The organism is Streptomyces sp. NPDC047315 (assembly GCF_040643215.1).
Lineage (GTDB): Bacteria > Actinomycetota > Actinomycetes > Streptomycetales > Streptomycetaceae > Streptomyces.
The window spans coordinates 286,609-305,704 of the sequence record NZ_JBEYTZ010000001.1 but is presented as its reverse complement, the minus strand read 5'-3'; the positions used below and the strand labels follow the sequence as shown (position 1 = coordinate 305,704).

The following is a 19,096-nucleotide window of genomic DNA, read 5'->3' as shown; positions in this document are numbered from 1 at the left end:
CGTAACCGATTGGTTGACCGGTTGACGGGCCGACCGACTTACGCTGGGGCGAGCAACGACGTTCGACGTTCGGCGGAGGGAGCAGGTCATGGGCAACCCCGGAGGTTCTCGCGACTGGGAGGAGCAGCGTCAGGGGCCGGTGCTGCGGCGCCGCGAGCAGGTCCAGGCCGGCACCACGGACCAGCGCCTGCTGGACACCGAGGGCGACTCGCAGTGGGTGCACACCGACCCCTGGCGCGTGATGCGGATCCAGTCGGAGTTCGTCGAGGGCTTCGGCGCGCTCGCCGAACTGCCCAGCGCGATCAGCGTCTTCGGCTCCGCCCGCACCCTGCCCGGCACCCCCGAGTACGAGGCCGGCATCCAGATCGGCAAAGCGCTGGTCGACGCGGGCTTCGCGGTGATCACCGGCGGAGGTCCCGGCGCGATGGAGGCGGCGAACCGCGGCGCGCGGGAGGCCGGCGGCATCTCCGTGGGCCTCGGCATCGAGCTGCCCTTCGAGCAGGGCCTCAACCCGCACGTCGACATCGGCGTGAACTTCCGCTACTTCTTCGTCCGCAAGACGATGTTCGTGAAGTACGCCTCCGGGTTCGTGGTGCTCCCCGGCGGCCTCGGCACCCTCGACGAGCTGTTCGAGGCGCTGACGCTGGTCCAGACCGGGAAGGTGACCCGCTTCCCGATCGTGCTGTTCGGCTCCGAGTACTGGAGCGGGCTGGTCGACTGGCTGAAGAACACCGTCGTGGCCCAGGGGAAGGCGTCCGAGCGGGACACCCTGCTCTTCCACGTGACGGACGACATCGAGGAAGCGGTGAACCTGGTCACCAAGGAGACCGGGCGCTGACGGGAAGCGACGAGGCGGGACGGCCGGGTGCGCGCACCCGGCCGTCCGGCTTCGCGCCGTTCTGCGTCATGCCGTCCCGCGGCACGCCGTATCGCGCTACGCCAGGCCGCGGCGCGCCACCCGCGGCTCGCGGTGACCGCTGATCGCGCGCACCATCTCCAGCACCTGCCGGGTCTCTGCGACCTCGTGCACCCGGTACACCTGCGCCCCCAGCCACGCCGAGACCGCCGTCGTCGCCAAGGTGCCGATCAGCCGCTCCTTCACCGGCCGGTCCAGGGTCTCGCCCACGAAGTCCTTGTTGGAGAGCGAGACCAGCACCGGCCAGCCGGTGTCGACCATCTCGTCCAGCCGGCGCGTGGCCTCCAGCGAGTGGCGGGTGTTCTTCCCGAAGTCGTGCCCCGGGTCGATCATGATGCCGTCGCGCCGCACCCCGAGGGCGACCGCCCGCTCCGCGAGGCCCAGCGTCACCCCGAGGATGTCGGCCATGACGTCGTCGTACGCGATCCGGTGCGGTCGGGTCCGCGGCTCCACCCCGCCCGCGTGCGTGCACACCAACCCGACGTCGTGCCGGGCGGCGACCTCGGCGAGCTTGGGGTCGACCCCGCCCCACGCGTCGTTCAGCACGTCGGCGCCGGCTTCGCAGACCGCCTCGGCGACGTCGTGCCGCCAGGTGTCGACGCTGATGACGACGGACGGGAAGCGCCGCCGCACCTCCGCGACGAAGCCCACGGTGCGCCGGATCTCCTCCTCCGCCGTGACCTCCTCGCCGGGGCCGGCCTTCACCCCGCCGATGTCGATGATCGCCGCGCCCTCCGCCACCGCCTGCTCGACGCGGGTGAGCGCGGGCTCGTCACGGAAGGTCGCGCCCCGGTCGTAGAAGGAGTCCGGGGTGCGGTTCACGATCGCCATGATCACCGGCTCGTGCCGGTCAAACGCACGCTCTCCCAACCGCAGCATCGGCTCTTTCCCCTCGTCGATGGTCCGGCTGTGATCCTAGGGTCCGTCGTGTCGTGGCACGATCTGCACGGGACGGTTTCCGCTCAGGGAGGGTCGCTCGTGTTCTTGTTCCTGGCCATCGCGATGGCCGTGGTCGTCGGCGCGGTCACATTGGCCGTGGTCGGCGGCGGTGACAGCGCCGCCCTGCCGGACGTCGCCCCCGAGCAGCTGGTGGACCCGCTGCCGGCCACCCGCCCGGTCGGGCGCGCCGACGTGGAGGCGCTGCGGCTGCCGGTCGCCCCGCGCGGCTACCGGATGGCGGACGTGGACGACGTCCTCGGGCGGCTCGGCGCGGAACTCGCCGAGCGGGACGCCCGGATCGCCGAGTTGGAGGCCACCCTCGCGGGCGCGAAGGCCACCGCGGTCGGCGGCCCGGAGATGTTCGCCGAGCCGGGCGCGGACGGTGCGGACCGTACGGACCCCGTGGACCGGGTGGACGGGACCGGGCCGAAGGCCCCCACCCCGGCGCACGGCGACGCGGACGAGGAGCGCGACCGATGACCGCCGGCGGCCCGCAGGCCGGGCCCGACGGCAAGCTCCGCTGCCCCTGGGGCCTGTCCACCGACGACTACCGCGCGTACCACGACGACGAGTGGGGCCGCGCCGTCCACGGCGACGACGCCCTGTTCGAGCGGCTGTGCCTGGAGGCGTTCCAGTCCGGCCTCTCGTGGATCACGATCCTGCGCCGCCGGGAGGGCTTCCGCCGCGCCTTCGCCGACTTCAAGATCGCCGAGGTGGCGACGTTCACCGAGGTCGACCGAGAGCGTCTGCTCGCGGACGAGGGCATCATCCGCAACCGCGCCAAGGTGGACGCCACCCTCGCCAACGCGCGGGTGCTCGTCGACTGGGCGCCCGGCGAGCTGGACGAGCTGATCTGGTCGCACGCGCCCGACGCGGCGACCCGCCCGGCGCCGGCGACGCTCGCGGACGTCCCCGCGGTGACGGACGAGTCCACCGCGCTGGCGAAGGCCCTCAAGAAGAAGGGCCTGCGCTTCGTCGGCCCGACGACGGCGTACGCACTGATGCAGGCGTGCGGGCTGGTCGACGACCACCTCCAGGGCTGCGTAGCCCGCGGGCGCCCCTGATCCTTTAGACGTAGCCGCCGCTTCCCTGCGGGGTGCCTTGGTCTCTGCGGCCCGTCTGTGGCTGGTCGCGCAGTTCCGCCCCCTACGCCCAGAGGGCGTGGGGGGACCCCCAGCGCTCCTAATGCCTCCGCCCCAGCCCGCAGGCGAGTGACGGGGGCAGCGAAACAGGTGGCGCTGGGGTCCCCCCCCCGTGCCTGCAGGGCGCAGGGGGCGGAACTGCGCGAACAACCACGATGCACCCGCAGAAGGCCAACGCACTCGCAGGGAAACGGCGAGGTCTCAGAGGCAGACGGATCAGCGGCCCACGTAGCGGGGCGCCTCCTTCGCCACGAAGGCCCGCACCGCGATCGCGTGGTCCTCGGACGCGCCCGCCCGCGTCTGGAGTTCGTCCTCCTTGGCCAGGGTCTCGTCCAGCGAGTGCGCCGCTGCGTGCGCGAGGGACTCCTTGATCGCCGCGTACGCCACCGTCGGCCCCTGCGCCAGGGCCCGGGCCGCAGCCAGCGCCTCGGCCGCGAGGTCGTCGGCCGGGACGACCTTGTTGGCGATCCCGAGGTCGTACGCCTCCTGGGCGGACAGGGTGCGCGGGAAGAGCAGCAGGTCCGCCGCGCGGCTCGGGCCGACGAGCCGGGGGAGGGTCCAGGACACCCCGGAGTCGGCGGTGAGCGCGACCCCCGCGAAGGCGGTGGTGAACTTCGCGGTGTCCGCCACGACCCGGTAGTCCGCGGCGAGGGCGAAGCCGAGGCCCGCGCCCGCCGCGACGCCGTTCACCCCGGCGACGACCGGTTTGGGCATGGTGGCCAGGGTCCGCACCACCGGGTTGTAGTGCTCGCGCACGGTCGTCATGGTCTGCTGCGTGCCGGCCGCGCGGTCCGCCTCCAGCAGCGTCACGTGCTCCTTGAGGTCCTGGCCGACGCTGAAGGCGCGGCCGGTGGCGGTGAGCAGCACGGCCCGTACGGCGGAGTCGACGGACGCCGCCCGTACGGCGTCCCGCAGCGCCACCTTGGTCTCGACGTTCAGCGCATTCATGGCTTCGGGCCGGTTGAGCGTGATCGTCGCGAGTCCGTCGGTCACGTCGTACAGCACGGAGTCGGCCATCTCGGGTCCCCTTTGCGGCTCTCTTGCGTCGTCTGCGTCGCTGGTGCCTTCTTCCCGGTCTCCCGGGGCCTCAGCTCAGCACGGCGGAGATCCACTGGACAGGGGTACGCGCTGTGACCTGGCTCAAAGAAGTCCTCCGGCGGTCACCGACCGCGTTCGGAGCCGGTCCCGCCCCGGGGGTCCGGCGGAGTATTGCAGGTGGATCGCCGAATTGGGTGGTTTTGGGAAAGCGCGTTGCCTAAGCGATGCCGACCGATGTTGGTCATCGGGTCCCGCCATGCGGGATAATGACCTGGAAGCAATGTGTTCGATGCCGTGACGAGCGCCTGCCCAGGGCGCAGGTCGGTAGACGATGAGCTGGTTTCAGGAAGGGGAACGAGCATGGCGGCCATGAAGCCGCGGACGGGCGATGGCCCGCTCGAGGTGACCAAGGAGGGGCGGGGCATCGTCATGCGCGTTCCGCTCGAAGGCGGCGGTCGGCTCGTCGTCGAGCTGACCCCGGACGAGGCCGACGCGCTCGGCGACGCCCTGAAGAAGGTCGTCGGCTAGGACCTCTCTTCGAGAGGGTTCAAGGCGCGAGCCACCCCGAGACCGGATCACCGCCCCGGCACCTGGTGAGGTGCCGGGGCGGTGACGTGTCAGACGTCACTCAGGACGCGGTCCGTAAGACGGCCCCAGGCCGTGTCCGCAAAGTCCCGCGAGCGCCCCTGTGCCTTTGGACGTAGCCCCCGTTTCCCTGGGGGAGCGTTGGTCTCACCACCGGGCCACAGACGCCATGACCGCACACGCACCCACGGCGCCAGCGCGCCAGCCAAGGCGCGGCACTGGCGTACGGGACCTCGCGGGACTTTGCGGATACGACCTAGCCGCGGCGGACCGCGCACAGCAGGCCGTCGCCCACCGGCAGCAGTGACGGGACCAGCTCCTGGCTCTCGCGGACCGCGCGCAGCAGCTCCCGCAGCCGCAGCACCTCCGCGGGCTGCGCCGCCGAGTCGACCGTACGGCCCCGGGCGAAGACGCCCTCGAAACAGACGATCCCGCCGGGGCGCAACAGGCGCAACGATTCAGCGAGGTAATCCAGGCACTCCAGCCGGTCGCCGTCGCAGAAGACGAGGTCGTACCCTCCGTCAGCGAGCCGCGGCAGCACGTCCAGGGCGCGCCCGGGAATGAAGCGGGCGCGGTTGCTGGCGAATCCCGCCACCTGGAAAGCCTGCTTGGCGAACTGCTGGCGTTCCGGCTCCAGGTCGACCGTGGTCAGCACGCCGTCCGGGCGCATGCCCTGGAGCAGATAGACGCCGGAGACGCCCGTGCCCGTGCCGATTTCCGCTACCGCTTTCGCGTCCGCCGTGGCCGCCAGCAGACGCAGCGCCGCGCCGGTGCCTGGCGACACCGAGGGGACGCCCGCGTCCCGGGCCCGGTCGCGGGCCCAGCGCAGCGCGTCGTCCTCGGCGACAAAGGCGTCGGCGAACGCCCAGCTTGTCTGCCGGTTTGCGGTAATGGGCCTCTCCTGTCCCCGTAGTTGAACGCGACGTTGACTGTATCCGCTGCGGGTGGGAACCCGCAGATGGGACCGCGCGTTAGAAGAAAGGCACGCGGGGGCGATGCCGAAAACGAGCGGGCGAGGGGCCGGCGGGGAAGCGTTCGGAGGAAGAAACCGGGGGGACCGATGGATCGGGCAGGTAAGCGGGATCCAAATTCGCGTAAAGATTCTTATCCGGAGCTAACGGACGGAGTGGCTATGGTAGGGGCTCCGCTGGACACCACCAGAGCCGACAGGGGAGGTGCGGCTGCACCTGCGGATCGGAAGGGAGCGCTACGTCGCTTCCTCATCAGGTCACCGGGTGAGCCGAAATTTGTGACCCACAATGCTGACCGTTCCACCGCCGCCACCGCCGCAGCCACCGCGACCTTCGCATCGGATGCGGAATCGCAGGCGTGGACGCCCCCCTCCTGGGAGGAGATCGTCAGCACGCACAGCGGTCGCGTCTACCGCCTCGCCTACCGTCTCACGGGGAACCAGCACGACGCCGAGGACCTGACCCAAGAGGTCTTCGTCCGCGTCTTCCGCTCCCTGTCGACCTACACCCCCGGCACGTTCGAGGGCTGGCTGCACCGGATCACCACCAATCTCTTCCTGGACATGGTCCGCCGCAAGCAGCGCATCCGCTTCGACTCGCTCGGCGACGACGCGGCGGAGCGGCTGCCCAGCCGCGAGCCCTCCCCGCAGCAGGCGTTCAACGACACCCACTTCGACGCCGACGTGCAGCAGGCCCTGGACACCCTCGCGCCGGAGTTCCGCGCCGCCGTGGTCCTCTGCGACATCGAAGGGCTGTCGTACGAGGAGATCGCCGCCACCCTGGGGGTCAAGCTCGGCACAGTCCGCAGTCGGATCCACCGCGGCCGTTCGCATCTGCGCAAGGCCCTGAAGCACCGCTCGCCCGAGGCGCGCGCCGAGCAGCAGCGCGCCCTGGTGGGGGCGGTCGGGCTCGCAGGGGAGGGCGGGCCGGCGTGAGCGGATCCAGCCCCATCTCGCCGACCCCCGCCGAGCAGCACCTCGGGGACCGGCTCGCAGCCCTGGTCGACGGAGAGCTGAAACACGACGCGCGGGACCGGGTCCTCGCCCACCTCGCCACCTGCCCCCGCTGCAAGGCCGAAGCCGACGCCCAGCGCCGGCTCAAAGACGTCTTCGCGCACGCCGCGCCGCCGCCGCCGTCCGAAGGGCTGCTCGCGCGGCTCCAAGGGCTGCCGGGCGGCCCTGGCGTGCTCGGCCGGTCCGGGGACGACGAGACCGGCGGCCCCTTCGGCGGGCGCGTCGGGGAAGCAGAGGCCCTTTTCGGAGCGCTGAGCCCGTCCGCGGGAAGACCGGGCGTACGCCGCCCGGGATCCTTCGGATACGTTCCCGGGCCGCATCCGGCCGCCCACGGCCCGGGGCTCCCCGGGGGTCCTGCGCCCGCCCCTTCCCCCTCGACAGGGTTTCGGATCCATGAGGTAGGGCGTCAGGACGCCGACCGCTCGCTTTGGCGCGGCCGTAGGTTCGCCTTCGCCGCGGCCAGCGCGGTGTCCTTCGCGGCGATCGCCCTCGGCGCCTCGCTGCCGCTGGAGTCCTCGTCCTCCTCCGGCACCCGGGCCGGCGGCCAGGGCGGCAGCACCACCCCGCTGCGGGCCCCCGTGCCCAACGGCACCCCCGGGAGCGGCGCCACCACCGGCAGCGGCCTGGGCGCCGGAGCCAATGCCCCGAGCACCGCCGCAGCGGCCCGCGCCGCGGAGTACGAGCGGCGTAGAAGCGGAGGCACGGGGTCCACGAGGTCGGAGGAGCGCTCCACGTCGGGTCTGGTCCCGCTGGCCACCCCGGCGCCGCTCGGCCTGGCCTCCCACCCCTCCCGGTCCGTGCTGTACTCGGCGTTCCCCGCCTTCAAGGTGCCCCCGCTGATACGCCCCACGGGCAGCGCGCTCCAGCTCTCCAGCGTTCCGGATCCAGCCGTCCAGGCAACGCCCTCGCCCACGCACCTGGTCGCCCCCTCCCCGGGGCCCGGACCACAGCACGCCCGCTGACGCTCGCCCTCGAAAGAGGGCCTGCAAGGGGATTCGCAAACCTGGTTGAATCTCTGAAGGCGTGCGCGTGGGCGCCGCGAAATCGGCATTTGCGGGGAGAGCATGGACGACGGGAAGCCCACCGGACCCAAGGCGAAGTGGTGGAGCCGGCCCGGCGCGGGGCAGGGGAATCCCCCCGAGCCCACGGAGCAGCCGGCGGCACCCGAGCCCACCTCGCCGCCGGAGCCCGGGCAGCCCGTCGACGCGGTCCCGGCCGAGCCCGGCGCGGGCTCGGCGGCCGTGCCGGAGCCGGGGGCCCCGGCGCAGCCGCCCCGGCCCCTGCACGAGCCCGATGCGTACGGCACCCCGCCGTACGGCGGCCCCGGGCCGTGGGCGCCCGCCCCGCCCGTACAGCGGCCCGTACCGACGCCCGCCCACGGCACGGCGGTGCCCCCGCCGCCGGCCTCGGCTCCGCCGGCAGCCGCGGAAGCCGGGCCGCCGCCCCCGCCGCACCCCGCCCCGCAGCCGACGACGGACGGCGCGGGCTTCGCCCCACCGCCGCACGGACTGCAGCCGCCGCAGCCCACGGCCCCGGTTCCGGCCGCGGTCCCGCAGCCCACGGCCCCGCAGCCCGTCGTGCCGACGCAGGCCGGGTCCCAGCCGGCCTCGCAGTGGCTCCAGTACGACCCGTGGGGCGCCCCGGGGGCCTCCGGCGCGCCCGCGGCGCCGCTCACCCACCCCGGGGGCCCCGGCCGCCGCAAGGGCGGTCGCGGGCCGCTGGTGGCCGGCGCGGTGCTGCTGGCCCTGGTCTCCGGCGTCATCGGCGGCGGCATCGGCTCGTACACCGAGCGCAACGGCGGGTTCGGCACCGATCTGATCGAGCTGGACCAGGCTCCGAAGGACAGCGGCGGGCGGGCCCCCGACAGCGTCGCCGGCATCGCCGCCAGCGCCCTGCCCAGCGTGGTCACCCTGCACGTCAGCGGCGCCGGCGAGCAGGGCACCGGCACCGGCTTCGTCCTGGACAAGCAGGGCCACATCCTCACCAACAACCACGTCGTCGACCCCGCCGGCAGCTCCGGCGAGATCACGATCACCTTCAGCAGCGGCGAGAGCGCCCGGGCCGACCTCGTCGGCAAGGACGCCGGCTACGACCTCGCCGTCGTCAAGGTCAAGGGGGTCTCCGGGCTCACCCCACTCCCCCTGGGGAACTCGGACAACGTCCGCGTCGGTGACCCCGTCGTCGCCATCGGCGCCCCCTTCGACCTCCAGAACACCGTCACCTCCGGCATCATCAGCGCCAAGGAGCGCCCGATCACCGCCGGCGGCGAGCGCGGCGACGGCAGCGACGTCAGCTACGTCAACGCCCTCCAGACGGACGCCCCGATAAACCCCGGCAATTCCGGCGGGCCCCTCGTCGACACCAAAGCACGGGTGATCGGCATCAACAGCGCCATCCGCGCCGCCGACACCGGCGACGGCCCCAAGGGCGGCCAGTCCGGCTCGATCGGCCTCGGCTTCGCCATCCCCATCAACCAGGGCAAGCGCGTCGCCGAAGAGCTGATCAACAACGGCAAGGCCACCCATCCGGTGATCGGCGTCAACCTGGACCTGAAGTACAACGGCGCCGGCGCCCGCGTGGCCGAGAAGAACAAGGACGACAGCCCCACGGTCGTCCCCGACGGCCCCAGTGCCAAGGCCGGCATCCGGCCCGGCGACGTGATCACGAAGGTCGACGGCCAGAAGGTGAACGGCGGCGAGGAGCTGATCGTCAAGATCCGGGCACACCGCCCGGGCGACGAGCTGGAGCTCACCATCGAGCGCGACGGCAAGGAACTGACGAAGAAGCTGACGCTCGGCTCCTCCGAGGCCAGCTGACCGGCGGGCTGACCGGCCGGCTGATCAGCGGGCTGACCGGTTGGCTGCTCGACCGGCTGCCCTGCTGGTCCGCTGCCCGGCTCTGGCCCGCTGGTCACGGCGCCGGTGCACCGGCCGGCGTACGGCCCGTGAACAGCGGATGTACGTCGCGCCGCGCCGGCGATCACCGCGTCCCGGCACGTGACGCACGGAAGTTCCGCCGGGTACCGTGGTTCGGGTCCGGACCCGTTTCGACCCACGGCCCACGGAGAACACGAGGAGCAGCAGGGTGTTCAATGACATAGGCGTACTGGAGCTGGTGGCTCTCGTCGTGCTCGCCGTGCTCATCTTCGGCCCCGACAAGCTCCCCAAGGTGATCCAGGACGTCACCCGCACGCTCCGCAAGATCCGCCAGTTCTCCGACAGCGCCAAGCAGGACATCCGCGAGGAACTCGGCCCGGAGTTCAAGGACTTCGAATTCGAGGACCTGAATCCGAAGACGTTCATCCGCAAGCACCTCAACGAGAACGAGGAGCTGCGGGAGTTGAAGGAGCTGGGCAGCTCGTTCGACCTGCGCAAGGAGATGAACGAGGTCGCGGACGCGGTCAACGGCACCGAGTCGGCGGACTCCGACCGCGACCGGTCCGTGCCCGCCGCGGTCGCCGGCCCGTCCGACGGCACCCCGGACCTGCTGAAGAAGTCCACCGGCAGTGGCACCGGCACCGGCACCCCCGACCTGCTCAAGAAGCCGGCCGGCACCCCGGACCTGCTGAAGAAGCGCGAGCCGGCCGAGCAGACCGTGCGTCCGCCCTTCGACGACGTCACCTGACGTTTCCGGACGTTCCCTGACGCTCCCGGACCTCCGCGCACTCCGACCGGCCCGCTCGTTGCGCCGGATGCCGCGGGTCGTACCCCGCCCGGGCGGTCCCGGGCCCGCCCGCGTCCGCAGTCGGGTCGTATCCGCCCGCTGACCCCGGTCAATCCCTGGTAGTCGGAGCGGGGTGGTTATTCTCTCCATCTGTCAGGACGCGAGGACGCCCGAGGGGGGCGGGTCCGCTCCGGGCTTCGGACACGGAGGAAGGCGGCCGGGAAGATGGAGACGACGAGTCGGGAGGCGGACCAGACCGCGGACGGGCCGGAGCCGGCCTTCCACGGTCGGCGCACCCTCGACGACTACGCCCGTGCGTCCTTCCCCTGGTACGGGCTCGACGAGGCGTTCACCGGGCCGCGCTGGCTGATGCAGGTCGCCGCGGCGGCCGACGGCGTCGTGCAGCACGGCTCCCTGGGCCACGGCGACGTGCCGTCGATACGGTCGGACGCCGCGGCCACCCTGCGGGAGCGCTTCGCCGTGGTCGTCACGCTCGCCGCCAGCCCCGTGCGCCGCAGCGGCGACGGCACGGGCGTCCTGGACGCCACCACGGTCTCCTCCGCGGCCTGGCTCGCCGGCTCCGGGCTGCTGGCGCACACCTGGCCGCCCCAGCTCGACCACGCGCTGCGGGACGACTGGCTGGACCAGCAGACCGAGACGGCGTTCGTCCTCGCCGACGACCTCGACGGGCCGGAGTGGTCCCTGCTGTCGCTGCCCGTGAACGGCGAGCCCACGCCCTTCCACTACCGCGAGACGGACTTCGGCTGGGTCCTGGCGGGCTCCACCAGCGACACCAGCGGCACCAGCGGCACCGAGGGCCCTCCCGGGGTGCACCTCGGGGCGTACGGGCGCGGCATGAGCGCGTACGGCCTGGGCTTCTCGGTCGTGCCCGACGTCGCGTCGTACACGGCCGAGACGCCGTACGTCTAAAACGTCGTACGCCCCGGTACGGGACCGGGGGCGCCGCATGAGCGACGCCCCCGGCTCCCTGCCGACGTGAAGTGGACCGTCCTAGAACTTGTTCCGGGGCGTGATGCCGAGGCTCAGGCCTGCCAGCCCGCGCTGCCGGCCGCCGAGCTTGCCCGCGATCGAGCGCAGCGCCGCGCCCGCCGGCGACTCCGGGTCGCTGAGGACGACGGGCCGGCCCTCGTCGCCGCCCTCCCGCAGCCGTACGTCGATCGGGATGGCGCCCAACACCGGCACGTTCGCGCCGGTCGTCTTCGTCAGCCCCTCCGCGACCTTCTGGCCGCCGCCGGTGCCGAACACGTCGACCATCTCGTCGCAGTGCGGACAGGGCAGCCCGGACATGTTCTCCACCACGCCGACGATCTTCTGGTGCGTCTGCACCGCGATCGAGCCGGCGCGCTCCGCGACCTCCGCCGCGGCCTGCTGGGGGGTGGTGACGACCAGGATCTCCGCGTTCGGCACGAGCTGGGCGACGGAGATCGCGATGTCGCCGGTGCCCGGCGGCAGGTCGAGCAGCAGGACGTCCAGGTCGCCCCAGTAGACGTCGGAGAGGAACTGCTGGAGCGCGCGGTGCAGCATCGGGCCGCGCCACACCACGGGGGTGTTCCCCGGGGTGAACATGCCGATGGAGATCACCTTCACGCCGTGCGCCGACGGCGGCATGATCATGTTCTCGACCTGGGTGGGAAGGCCGTCGGCGCCCAGCATCCGCGGCACAGAGTGACCGTAGATGTCGGCGTCCACCACGCCGACCTTCAGCCCGTCCGCGGCCATCGCCGCGGCCAGGTTCACGGTCACCGACGACTTGCCGACCCCGCCCTTGCCGGAGGCGACCGCGTACACCCTGGTCAGCGAGCCGGGCTTGGCGAAGGGGACCTCCCGCTCGGCGGTGTTGCCGCGCAGGGCCGTCGCCAGCTCGCGCCGCTGCTCGTCGCTCATCACGTCCAGCGTGACGTCGACCCGGCTGACGCCGTCGACGCGGGCGACCGCGTCCGTGACGTTCTTGGTGATCGTCTCGCGCATGGGGCAGCCGGAGACCGTGAGGTACACCGTGACGGCGACCGCGCCGTCCGCCCCGACCTCGACCGATTTCACCATGCCGAGTTCGGTGATCGGTCGGTTGATCTCCGGGTCGTTCACCGTCGCCAGTGCTTCGAGCACCGCGTCTTCCGTAGCCATACGGAGATGGTACGGCGCGGGCTCCCGCCGCCGGAAAGGCCGTCAGCGGTCGCCTTCGTCACGCTCCGGAGGGGCCTCGCCCGGGAATACGGTCGTCCGCTCGTCCAACTCGCGCAACTCCCCGAGGTCGCGCACCAGATCCTGGAGCTCCGAGCGGATCCAGTCGCGGGTGGCGACCTCGCCCAGGCCCATCCGCAGGGACGCGATCTCCCGCGTCAGGTATTCGGTGTCCGCGATGGAGCGCTCGTTCTGCTCGCGGTCCTGCTCGTGGGTGACCCGGTCCCGCTGGTCCTGGCGGTTCTGCGCCAGCAGGATCAGCGGCGCCGCGTACGACGCCTGGAGCGAGAGCATCAGGGTCAGGAAGATGAAGGGGTACGGGTCGAAGCGCAGCGAGCCGGGGGCGGAGACGTTCCACACCACCCACAGGATGATCACCGCGGTCATCCAGACGATGAACCGCCCCGTGCCGAGGAAGCGGGCGATCCGCTCCGACAGTCGGCCGAACGCCTCCGGGTCGTACTCCGGCAGCACGGTGCGCCGCGGCACCTGCGGCAGGTCGAGACGGGCGCGGGCGCGCACCGACGGCCGCTCCTTCTGCTCCCCGCGGTCGCGGTCGGCGCCCTGGCCGTAGTCCCCGCTCATGACCCGTCCCGCCCGCTCATGACCCGTCCGTCTGCCGGGCCTCGTCGTTGAGGGCGGACTCCTCGAACTCCGTCTCCCGCCAGTCCTCCGGCAGCAGGTGGTCCAGCACGTCGTCCACCGTCACCGCGCCCAGCAGCGAACCGCTCTCGTCGACGACCGGCGCGGCGACCATGTTGTACGCGGCGAGGTAGCTGGTCACCGCGGGCAGCGGGGTGTCCGGTGCGAGCGGCGGCAGGTCCGAGTCGACTACCGAACTGACCAGGGTGTACGGGGGGTCCCGCAGCAGCCGCTGGAAGTGCGCCGTGCCCAGGTACTTCCCCGTCGGCGTCTCGTCCGGCGGCCGGCACACGTACACCTGCGCGGCCAGCGCCGGCGACAGGTCCTCCTGGCGCACCCGGGCGAGCGCGTCCGCGATCGTGGCGTCCGGGCGCAGCACGATCGGCTCCGTCGTCATCAGCCCGCCCGCCGTGCGCTCCTCGTACGACAGCAGCCGGCGCACGTCCGCGGCGTCGTCCGGGCGCATCAGCCGCAGCAGCCGTTCCTTGTCGTCCTCCGGCAGCTCGGAGAGCAGGTCGGCCGCGTCGTCCGGGTCCATCGCCTCCAGGACGTCCGCGGCCCGCTCCTGGTGGAGCTTGCCCAGGATCTCGATCTGGTCGTCGTCCGGCAGTTCCTCCAGCACGTCCGCCAGCCGGTCGTCGTCGAGGGCCGCCGCGACCTCGCCGCGGCGCTTGGGGGAGAGGTGGTGCAGCACGTTGGCCAGGTCGGCGGGGCGCATCCGTTCGAAGGTGGCGACGAGGCTCTCCGCGCCCTGCGCCTCCTCCTCCAACCGGAACCCGCTCACCGCGGACCACTCCACCGTCAGCGTCTCCCCCTTGCGGCGCAGCGCCCCGCCCCGGCCCCGGCGGACGAAGACGCGGTCCACCTCCCACTCGCGGCGCGCCGGCAGCCGCTGCACCGACACGTCGAGGACGGTCACCTCCTCGTCGTCCTCCACCAGGTGCACCCGGCGGTCCAGCAGTTCGCCGAGGACCAGGCGCTCGGTGGGGCGCTGTTCGAAGCGGCGCACGTTCACCACGCCCGTGGTGATGACCTGGCCGGACTCGATGCCGGTCACCCGGGTCATCGGGAGGAAGATCCGACGCCGGGTCAGCACCTCCACCACCATGCCGAGGAGCCGGGGCGGCCGGCGGCCCACCCGGAGCATGACGACGAGGTCGCGGACCCGGCCGACCTGGTCGCCGTTGGGGTCGAAGACGGGCACGCCGGCGAGGTGGGAGACGAAGACGCGGGGGGTGCTCGCCGCCATGCTGCCCCCTTTCCCTGTTTTCGGGGGCTTCAGGCTAGCCCGTACCGTTTCGTTCCGCCGGTGCTCGGCGTCCGTATGGCTGCGCACGGCTGCTGCCGAAGCGCTCGCGCGGCACGGGTACGCTGCGCTCTGCACCCCCCTTTACCAGCAGTACTCATGCAGCAATGCGAAGCAGATGAGAGGCAGTGCGCAGGTGGCTCTTCTCCCGCCCGTCTCCCGTGCGCGCCGGGCCGTCGTGGCCGCGGCGCTGAGTGCGGGGCTCGCCGCAGGGCTCGTGTCGTGCAGCGAGGGCGAAGACCCGGACAAGGGGACGAACGGCCTGGGCAAGCTCCCCGCCGCCGAGATCGAGAACCGGGCGCGCGCGGCGGCGGACACGGCCGAGTCGGTGAGCCTGTCGGGCACGCTGGTCAGCAAGGGCGGCACGTACAAGCTGAACATGCGGCTGAAGGACGGCGGCGGCACCGGGTCCGTGACGGCCGGCGAGAACACCTTCGAGCTGCTGAGGGTCGCCGACGACCTCTACCTCAAGGCCGACGCCGGCTTCTGGGCGCCCTCCTCCGAGTCGGACGCGGAGGCGGTGGAGAAGCTTGAGGGCAAGTACGTGAAGGTCCCGGAGGGGGATCCGGCGTACGACCAGTTCCGCGGCTTCACCGACAAGGACGCGCTGCTCGACGGGTTCCTCGGGATGACGGGCGAACTGAGCAAGGGCGACCGCACGAAGATCGGCGGCGTCCGCACGATCCAGGTCTCGGCGGGGGAGGGAGCGGGCGGGGTGCTGGACGTCTCGCTGGAGGGCGAGCCGTATCCGCTGCAGTTCGCGAGGGCGGGGGGTGGGGGTGTGCTGACGCTGGGGCAGTGGGGGGTGGACTTCCCGCTGGAGGCGCCCCCGAAGTCCGCGACGGTCGACTACGGCAAGTCGCTCCCCAAGTCCATCGACTGACCCCTTCACGCAGTTCCGCCCCCTGTGCCCTGCGGGCACAGGGGGCGGAACTGCGCGAACAACCACAGAGCACCCGCAGAGACCAGTGGCGCCCGCAGGGGAACGGCGAGGTTGTCAGGGGCGGCGGGCGCGGGCGCGTCCGCGGAGGAGTTTGGGGAGGGGCGCAGGGCGCGGGCCGCGCGTCGTCGCCGCGCTGGCGCGCGGCGCCTCCGCCAGCGAGCCCGTCGGCAGCTCCGCACCCACCCCCGCCACCTCCAGCCGCAGCACCCGGCACCCCCGCGCCCACTCCTCCCGCAACCCCTCCGTGTCCGTCGCGTTCAGCCGCTTCGTCCTCAGCTCCGCGACCGCCGACTCCCACTCCTCGGAGCGCGGTTCGAGCTCGCGTACGGACGCGGTCCAGGACACCAGCCGGCCGCCCTTGTCCTTGCTGCGCACCGTCACGGTCGCGCGCCCGCCGGCGACGAGCCCCGGCAGCGGCTGCTCGTGCGGGCCGTCGCCCACGACGTGCGCTGCGCCGTCGTGCCAGACGTGCCACAACGCCCGCTCCTGCGCGCCCGCATCCGCGCCCGCGCCCTCGCCGCGTACCCACACCAGCCCGGACTTCTTGGTGGCCTCCTCGGCGAGGGCCACGTCCAGGTCGGACAGCTCGGACAGGTCCGCCCGCTGCGGCTGCGTCGGTGTCATGGCCGCAGCCTACCGCCAGCCGTTACCGCCGCCCCTTGCGGTTACAGCCAGCCGTTCCGCTTCAGCGTGCGGTGGATGGTGAAGCAGATGACGGCGATCGCCGTCAGCACCATCGGGTAGCCGTACTTCCAGCCCAGCTCCGGCATGTAGTCGAAGTTCATGCCGTAGATCCCGCACACCGCCGTCGGCACGGCGATGATCGCCGCCCACGACGTGATCTTGCGCATGTCCTCGTTCTGCGCGACCGTCGCCTGCGCGAGGTTCGCCTGGAGGATGGAGTTCAGCAGCTCGTCGAAGCCCAGCACTTCTTCCTGGACGCGGGCGAGGTGGTCCGCGACGTCGCGGAAGTACTTCTGGATGTCCGGGTCGATCAGCCGCATCGGCCGCTCGCTGAGCAGCTGCATCGGCCGCAGCAGCGGGGTCACCGCCCGCTTGAACTCCAGCACCTCCCGCTTCAGTTGGTAGATGCGGCCGGCGTCCGTGCCGCGCGAGCTGCCCTTGGAGGGCGCGGAGAAGACGTCGATCTCGACCTCGTCGATGTCGTCCTGCATCGCCGCCGCGACCGCGATGTAGCCGTCGACGACGTGGTCGGCCAGGGCGTGCAGCACCGCTGACGGGCCCTTGGCCAGCAGCTCCTCGTCCTTCTGGAGCCCGTGCCGCAGCGCCCGCAGGGAGCCCTTGCCGCCGTGCCGGACCGTGATCACGAAGTCCCGGCCGGTGAAGCACATGACCTCGCCCGTCTCGATGACCTCGCTGGTCGCGGTGAGCTCGGCGTGCTCCACGTAGTGGACCGTCTTGAAGACGGTGAAGAGGGTGTCGTCGTACCGCTCCAGCTTCGGTCGCTGGTGGGCGTGGACGGCGTCCTCGACGGCCAGCGGGTGGAGGCCGAACTCCGCGGCGATGCCGGCGAACTCCTCCTCCGTCGGCTCGTGGAGCCCGATCCACGCGAAGCCGCCGTCCTCGCGCACCCGCAGCATCGCCTCACGCGGCGTCAGACACGTCTCGCTCGTCACGCGCCGCCCGTCGCGGTAGACGGCGCAGTCGACGACCGCGGTGGAGGCGGAGGGGTCGTGGGCGGGGTCGTACGTGCCGTACGGCGCGCTGCTCTTGCGCAGCGAGGGACGGACGGCGGCGCGCAGGTCACGGATCATCGACACGGCTTGCTCCTTCACGGAGGGGCCGTCGGGGCGCGTGGCGTGGCACAGCCCGGAATGGGGACGTGGTCCTCACGTCCGCAAAGCGGGCGGCACCGCGGGGGCGCGGTGACGGCGTTCGCTACAGACAGGCAAAGACAGCAGGGGAAAGGCGGGGCGCTGTGCTCTTCCGCCGTGCGGTCGCCGGTGCGCCACGGGACGCCCGGTACGGACGTCGGGTGCGGACGTACGGGACGGGGCCGCGGATCACGTGCGGTGCGTGGGTCAGCTCATCGGGAGAGGCGATGATGCCGTGCGGAAGAGCGGTTGGTACTACACGGTCGACTTCGATCCACCGTGGATCCCACCTCCTCCAGCCGGTCCCCCGTAGGGGAGAGACGAGCTGCCCGGGACCGGAGGGCGGGGCTGGTGCCCGCCTTCGGGGCGGCGCCTTCGCGCCGATGTCCCGACCAGCCGCCAACACTATCAGCCGACTGACGGTCAACAGGTGTCTTTGCCCGTTCCCTACGCGATTTATGCTCGCCGGATGGCAGAAGTTCTCGCTCTGGTCGAGGCGCGGTTGCTGACGGCGCTCGGTGCGCCGGACGCGCGCGCGGCGGTGACGTTCCTCGGCACGGACCGCATCGAAGTGCTCCGCTTCCGCGCCGACGACGTGCGCGGCGGTGGTGACGACGCGCACGGCGACGGCACCGGTGGCAGTGGTGGCAGCGGTGGCGACGGCACCGGTGGTGGCGGTGCCGGCGGTGGCATCGTCCGGTACGCCACGCTCGGCATGTCCGCCCACCCCATGGCCGACCCCACCGCGGTCGTCGCCGACCCGGTCAAGGGCCCGCGCGCCGAGTTGGTCCTCTCCGTGCGCTCGGGGCTCGCGGAGACCGACCGGGTGCTGCGCCCGCTCGCCGTGCTCGCCGCCTCCCCCCAGGTCGAAGGAGTCGTCGTGGCCCCCGGAGCCTCCCTCGACGTCGGCGAGGCGCTGTGGCCCGGCGCGCCCTTCACGTCGGTGCTGGTGGGCGAGGCCGGCGGCCTGGTGGACGACCTGGAGTTGGACGCCCCCCTGGACGCCGTGCGCTTCCTGCCGCTGCTGCCGATGACGCCGAACGAGGCCGCCTGGAAGCGCGTCCACGGGGCCCAGGCGCTGCAAGAGCGCTGGCTGAGCCACGGCACCGACCTGCGCGACCCGCTGCGGGCGTCGGTGCCGCTGGACTGAGCCCGTACCCCGGCTCGTACACCTGGTGTGGAGCGATCGCAAGCGCACACGCCGGAAAGGGTGATCGTCCTTGACGTGGGGACGGGCGGGTAGGACCGTTGTGCCCTATGAGGGGCGAACCCAGTTGCCCGAAGTGCGGTGGGCGGGTCAGGGCGCCCGGACTCTTCGCCGACGCCTGGCAGTGCGACGTCCACGGCGCCGTGCATCCGCTCCAGCCGGTGATCCCGCCCAGTGTCGAAGCTCTTGGCGTCGTGGTGCACCGCGCCCGGGTGCCCGTCTGGATGCCCTGGCCGCTACCGGTCGGCTGGCTCTTCACCGGCGTCGCGTACGCGGGCGACGACCGCAGCGGCGGCCGGGCCACCGCCGTCGCCTGCTCCGGTCCCGGCCCGCTCGGCGGCATCGGTGAACTGCTGCTGGTCGCCGAGGAGTTGGGGGTGGGCCTCGGGGCGCGCTACGCCGGCATCGACGGCCCCGACCCCGGCCCGCACATCCACTTCGACCGGGCGCCCCAGGCGAAGATACTCGCCGCCGGCCGCCCCACCCCCCTGTGGCACGTGCGCGCCGCACCCGACGACCGCGCGGTCTTCGCGGGCGAGGCGCGCGGGCTGTGGCTGTGGGCGATCGTCTGGCCCGAGCGGTCCGGACTGCTGTTGTACGACGAACTCGTCCTCACCGACCTGCGGGACGCCGGCGACGAGGTCGAACTCGTCCCCTGCGGCGCGCTCTCCCCGAGACTGCTCTCCTAGGGCCG

General features: G+C 72.5%; 20 protein-coding genes. 12 read left to right on the top strand and 8 right to left on the bottom strand.

All coding sequences use genetic code 11. The annotated features are described in order from the left end of the window. Nucleotides 1-88: 88 nt before the first annotated feature. Complete coding sequence (locus tag ABZ842_RS01360) at nt 89-838, top strand: TIGR00730 family Rossman fold protein (protein ID WP_361529637.1); 750 nt, start codon at nt 89-91, stop codon at nt 836-838. Nucleotides 839-934: 96 nt separating this feature from the next. Here ABZ842_RS01360 and folP read toward each other — a convergent pair whose 3' ends face one another. Beyond that, nucleotides 935-1,795, bottom strand: coding sequence for a dihydropteroate synthase (gene folP, locus ABZ842_RS01355; RefSeq protein ID WP_361529634.1), 861 nt, complete (start codon nt 1,793-1,795; stop codon nt 935-937). Nucleotides 1,796-1,894: 99 nt separating this feature from the next. Between folP and ABZ842_RS01350 the strand changes: the two genes are divergently transcribed. Both ABZ842_RS01350 and ABZ842_RS01345 read left to right on the top strand, forming a co-directional pair. Continuing rightward, a complete protein-coding gene (locus ABZ842_RS01350) occupies nt 1,895-2,335 on the top strand; it encodes a hypothetical protein (RefSeq protein ID WP_361529631.1) in 441 nt (146 codons plus the stop codon). Beyond that, nucleotides 2,332-2,919 carry a DNA-3-methyladenine glycosylase I gene (locus tag ABZ842_RS01345; RefSeq protein ID WP_361529628.1) on the top strand — a complete coding sequence of 196 codons (588 nt, stop codon included), beginning with the start codon at nt 2,332-2,334 and terminating at the stop codon, nt 2,917-2,919. Before ABZ842_RS01350 ends, ABZ842_RS01345 begins: the two co-directional genes overlap by 4 nt. 294 nt (nt 2,920-3,213) lie before the next feature. Here ABZ842_RS01345 and ABZ842_RS01340 read toward each other — a convergent pair whose 3' ends face one another. Beyond that, nucleotides 3,214-4,014, bottom strand: a complete 801-nt coding sequence (locus ABZ842_RS01340) for an enoyl-CoA hydratase-related protein (RefSeq protein ID WP_361529625.1) — start codon at nt 4,012-4,014, stop codon at nt 3,214-3,216. A 381-nt stretch (nt 4,015-4,395) separates the two neighbouring features. On the opposite strand from ABZ842_RS01340, the gene ABZ842_RS01335 reads away from it, so the two are divergent. Then, complete coding sequence (locus tag ABZ842_RS01335; RefSeq protein ID WP_003966491.1) at nt 4,396-4,563, top strand: DUF3117 domain-containing protein; 168 nt, start codon at nt 4,396-4,398, stop codon at nt 4,561-4,563. A 313-nt stretch (nt 4,564-4,876) separates the two neighbouring features. Here the strand turns inward: ABZ842_RS01335 and ABZ842_RS01330 are convergent, their stop codons facing one another. Continuing rightward, nucleotides 4,877-5,578, bottom strand: a complete 702-nt coding sequence (locus tag ABZ842_RS01330) for an O-methyltransferase (RefSeq protein ID WP_361529990.1) — start codon at nt 5,576-5,578, stop codon at nt 4,877-4,879. A gap of 174 nt (nt 5,579-5,752) precedes the next feature. Between ABZ842_RS01330 and sigE the strand changes: the two genes are divergently transcribed. From sigE to ABZ842_RS01305, 5 genes are all read left to right on the top strand, one after another. After that, entirely contained in the window at nt 5,753-6,526 is a 774-nt protein-coding gene (sigE, locus tag ABZ842_RS01325) for an RNA polymerase sigma factor SigE (protein WP_361529622.1), read from the top strand. Continuing rightward, the gene (locus ABZ842_RS01320) at nt 6,523-7,566 is read left to right on the top strand and encodes a zf-HC2 domain-containing protein (protein ID WP_361529619.1); all 1,044 of its coding nucleotides are present in this window, start codon (nt 6,523-6,525) and stop codon (nt 7,564-7,566) included. Before sigE ends, ABZ842_RS01320 begins: the two co-directional genes overlap by 4 nt. A gap of 102 nt (nt 7,567-7,668) precedes the next feature. After that, a complete protein-coding gene (locus ABZ842_RS01315) occupies nt 7,669-9,420 on the top strand; it encodes a trypsin-like peptidase domain-containing protein (protein ID WP_361529616.1) in 1,752 nt (583 codons plus the stop codon). A 268-nt stretch (nt 9,421-9,688) separates the two neighbouring features. Then, nucleotides 9,689-10,228, top strand: a complete 540-nt coding sequence (locus ABZ842_RS01310; protein ID WP_361529613.1) for a sec-independent translocase — start codon at nt 9,689-9,691, stop codon at nt 10,226-10,228. A gap of 264 nt (nt 10,229-10,492) precedes the next feature. Then, nucleotides 10,493-11,197 carry a hypothetical protein gene (locus ABZ842_RS01305; RefSeq protein ID WP_361529610.1) on the top strand — a complete coding sequence of 235 codons (705 nt, stop codon included), beginning with the start codon at nt 10,493-10,495 and terminating at the stop codon, nt 11,195-11,197. Nucleotides 11,198-11,278: 81 nt separating this feature from the next. Here ABZ842_RS01305 and ABZ842_RS01300 read toward each other — a convergent pair whose 3' ends face one another. From ABZ842_RS01300 to ABZ842_RS01290, 3 genes are read right to left on the bottom strand one after another with little or no spacing between them, the layout of a single operon-like run. Continuing rightward, nucleotides 11,279-12,412, bottom strand: a complete 1,134-nt coding sequence (locus tag ABZ842_RS01300) for an Mrp/NBP35 family ATP-binding protein (RefSeq protein WP_361529607.1) — start codon at nt 12,410-12,412, stop codon at nt 11,279-11,281. Between the two features lie 42 nt (nt 12,413-12,454). After that, nucleotides 12,455-13,054: a DUF1003 domain-containing protein gene (locus tag ABZ842_RS01295; protein WP_361529604.1), complete on the bottom strand. Its 600-nt coding sequence runs from the start codon at nt 13,052-13,054 to the stop codon at nt 12,455-12,457. 16 nt (nt 13,055-13,070) lie between these two features. Next, nucleotides 13,071-14,360, bottom strand: coding sequence for a CBS domain-containing protein (locus ABZ842_RS01290; protein ID WP_361529601.1), 1,290 nt, complete (start codon nt 14,358-14,360; stop codon nt 13,071-13,073). Between the two features lie 175 nt (nt 14,361-14,535). On the opposite strand from ABZ842_RS01290, the gene ABZ842_RS01285 reads away from it, so the two are divergent. Then, on the top strand, nt 14,536-15,300 hold the full coding sequence (locus ABZ842_RS01285) for a hypothetical protein (RefSeq protein ID WP_361529598.1): 765 nt from the start codon (nt 14,536-14,538) through the stop codon (nt 15,298-15,300). Nucleotides 15,301-15,414: 114 nt separating this feature from the next. Here ABZ842_RS01285 and ABZ842_RS01280 read toward each other — a convergent pair whose 3' ends face one another. Together ABZ842_RS01280 and ABZ842_RS01275 are read right to left on the bottom strand one after the other, a co-directional pair. Continuing rightward, entirely contained in the window at nt 15,415-15,984 is a 570-nt protein-coding gene (locus ABZ842_RS01280) for a hypothetical protein (protein ID WP_361529595.1), read from the bottom strand. Nucleotides 15,985-16,025: 41 nt separating this feature from the next. After that, on the bottom strand, nt 16,026-17,141 hold the full coding sequence (locus tag ABZ842_RS01275) for a magnesium and cobalt transport protein CorA (RefSeq protein ID WP_361529592.1): 1,116 nt from the start codon (nt 17,139-17,141) through the stop codon (nt 16,026-16,028). 523 nt (nt 17,142-17,664) lie between these two features. Between ABZ842_RS01275 and ABZ842_RS01270 the strand changes: the two genes are divergently transcribed. Beyond that, on the top strand, nt 17,665-18,345 hold the full coding sequence (locus ABZ842_RS01270) for a suppressor of fused domain protein (RefSeq protein WP_361529589.1): 681 nt from the start codon (nt 17,665-17,667) through the stop codon (nt 18,343-18,345). 107 nt (nt 18,346-18,452) lie between these two features. Further along, nucleotides 18,453-19,091, top strand: coding sequence for a DUF6758 family protein (locus ABZ842_RS01265; RefSeq protein WP_361529586.1), 639 nt, complete (start codon nt 18,453-18,455; stop codon nt 19,089-19,091). Nucleotides 19,092-19,096: the final 5 nt, after the last annotated feature.

Excerpts from the sequence above, each read along its gene's own strand:
- ABZ842_RS01360 (WP_361529637.1), top strand. The coding sequence starts at position 89 with ATGGGCAACCCCGGAGGTTCTCGCGACTGGGAGGAGCAGCGTCAGGGG.
- folP (WP_361529634.1), bottom strand. The coding sequence starts at position 1,795 with ATGCTGCGGTTGGGAGAGCGTGCGTTTGACCGGCACGAGCCGGTGATC.
- ABZ842_RS01345 (WP_361529628.1), top strand. The coding sequence starts at position 2,332 with ATGACCGCCGGCGGCCCGCAGGCCGGGCCCGACGGCAAGCTCCGCTGC.
- ABZ842_RS01340 (WP_361529625.1), bottom strand. The coding sequence starts at position 4,014 with ATGGCCGACTCCGTGCTGTACGACGTGACCGACGGACTCGCGACGATC.
- ABZ842_RS01335 (WP_003966491.1), top strand. The coding sequence starts at position 4,396 with ATGGCGGCCATGAAGCCGCGGACGGGCGATGGCCCGCTCGAGGTGACC.
- sigE (WP_361529622.1), top strand. The coding sequence starts at position 5,753 with ATGGTAGGGGCTCCGCTGGACACCACCAGAGCCGACAGGGGAGGTGCG.
- ABZ842_RS01315 (WP_361529616.1), top strand. The coding sequence starts at position 7,669 with ATGGACGACGGGAAGCCCACCGGACCCAAGGCGAAGTGGTGGAGCCGG.
- ABZ842_RS01305 (WP_361529610.1), top strand. The coding sequence starts at position 10,493 with ATGGAGACGACGAGTCGGGAGGCGGACCAGACCGCGGACGGGCCGGAG.
- ABZ842_RS01300 (WP_361529607.1), bottom strand. The coding sequence starts at position 12,412 with ATGGCTACGGAAGACGCGGTGCTCGAAGCACTGGCGACGGTGAACGAC.
- ABZ842_RS01295 (WP_361529604.1), bottom strand. The coding sequence starts at position 13,054 with ATGAGCGGGGACTACGGCCAGGGCGCCGACCGCGACCGCGGGGAGCAG.
- ABZ842_RS01290 (WP_361529601.1), bottom strand. The coding sequence starts at position 14,360 with ATGGCGGCGAGCACCCCCCGCGTCTTCGTCTCCCACCTCGCCGGCGTG.
- ABZ842_RS01285 (WP_361529598.1), top strand. The coding sequence starts at position 14,536 with ATGAGAGGCAGTGCGCAGGTGGCTCTTCTCCCGCCCGTCTCCCGTGCG.
- ABZ842_RS01280 (WP_361529595.1), bottom strand. The coding sequence starts at position 15,984 with ATGACACCGACGCAGCCGCAGCGGGCGGACCTGTCCGAGCTGTCCGAC.
- ABZ842_RS01270 (WP_361529589.1), top strand. The coding sequence starts at position 17,665 with ATGGCAGAAGTTCTCGCTCTGGTCGAGGCGCGGTTGCTGACGGCGCTC.
- ABZ842_RS01265 (WP_361529586.1), top strand. The coding sequence starts at position 18,453 with ATGAGGGGCGAACCCAGTTGCCCGAAGTGCGGTGGGCGGGTCAGGGCG.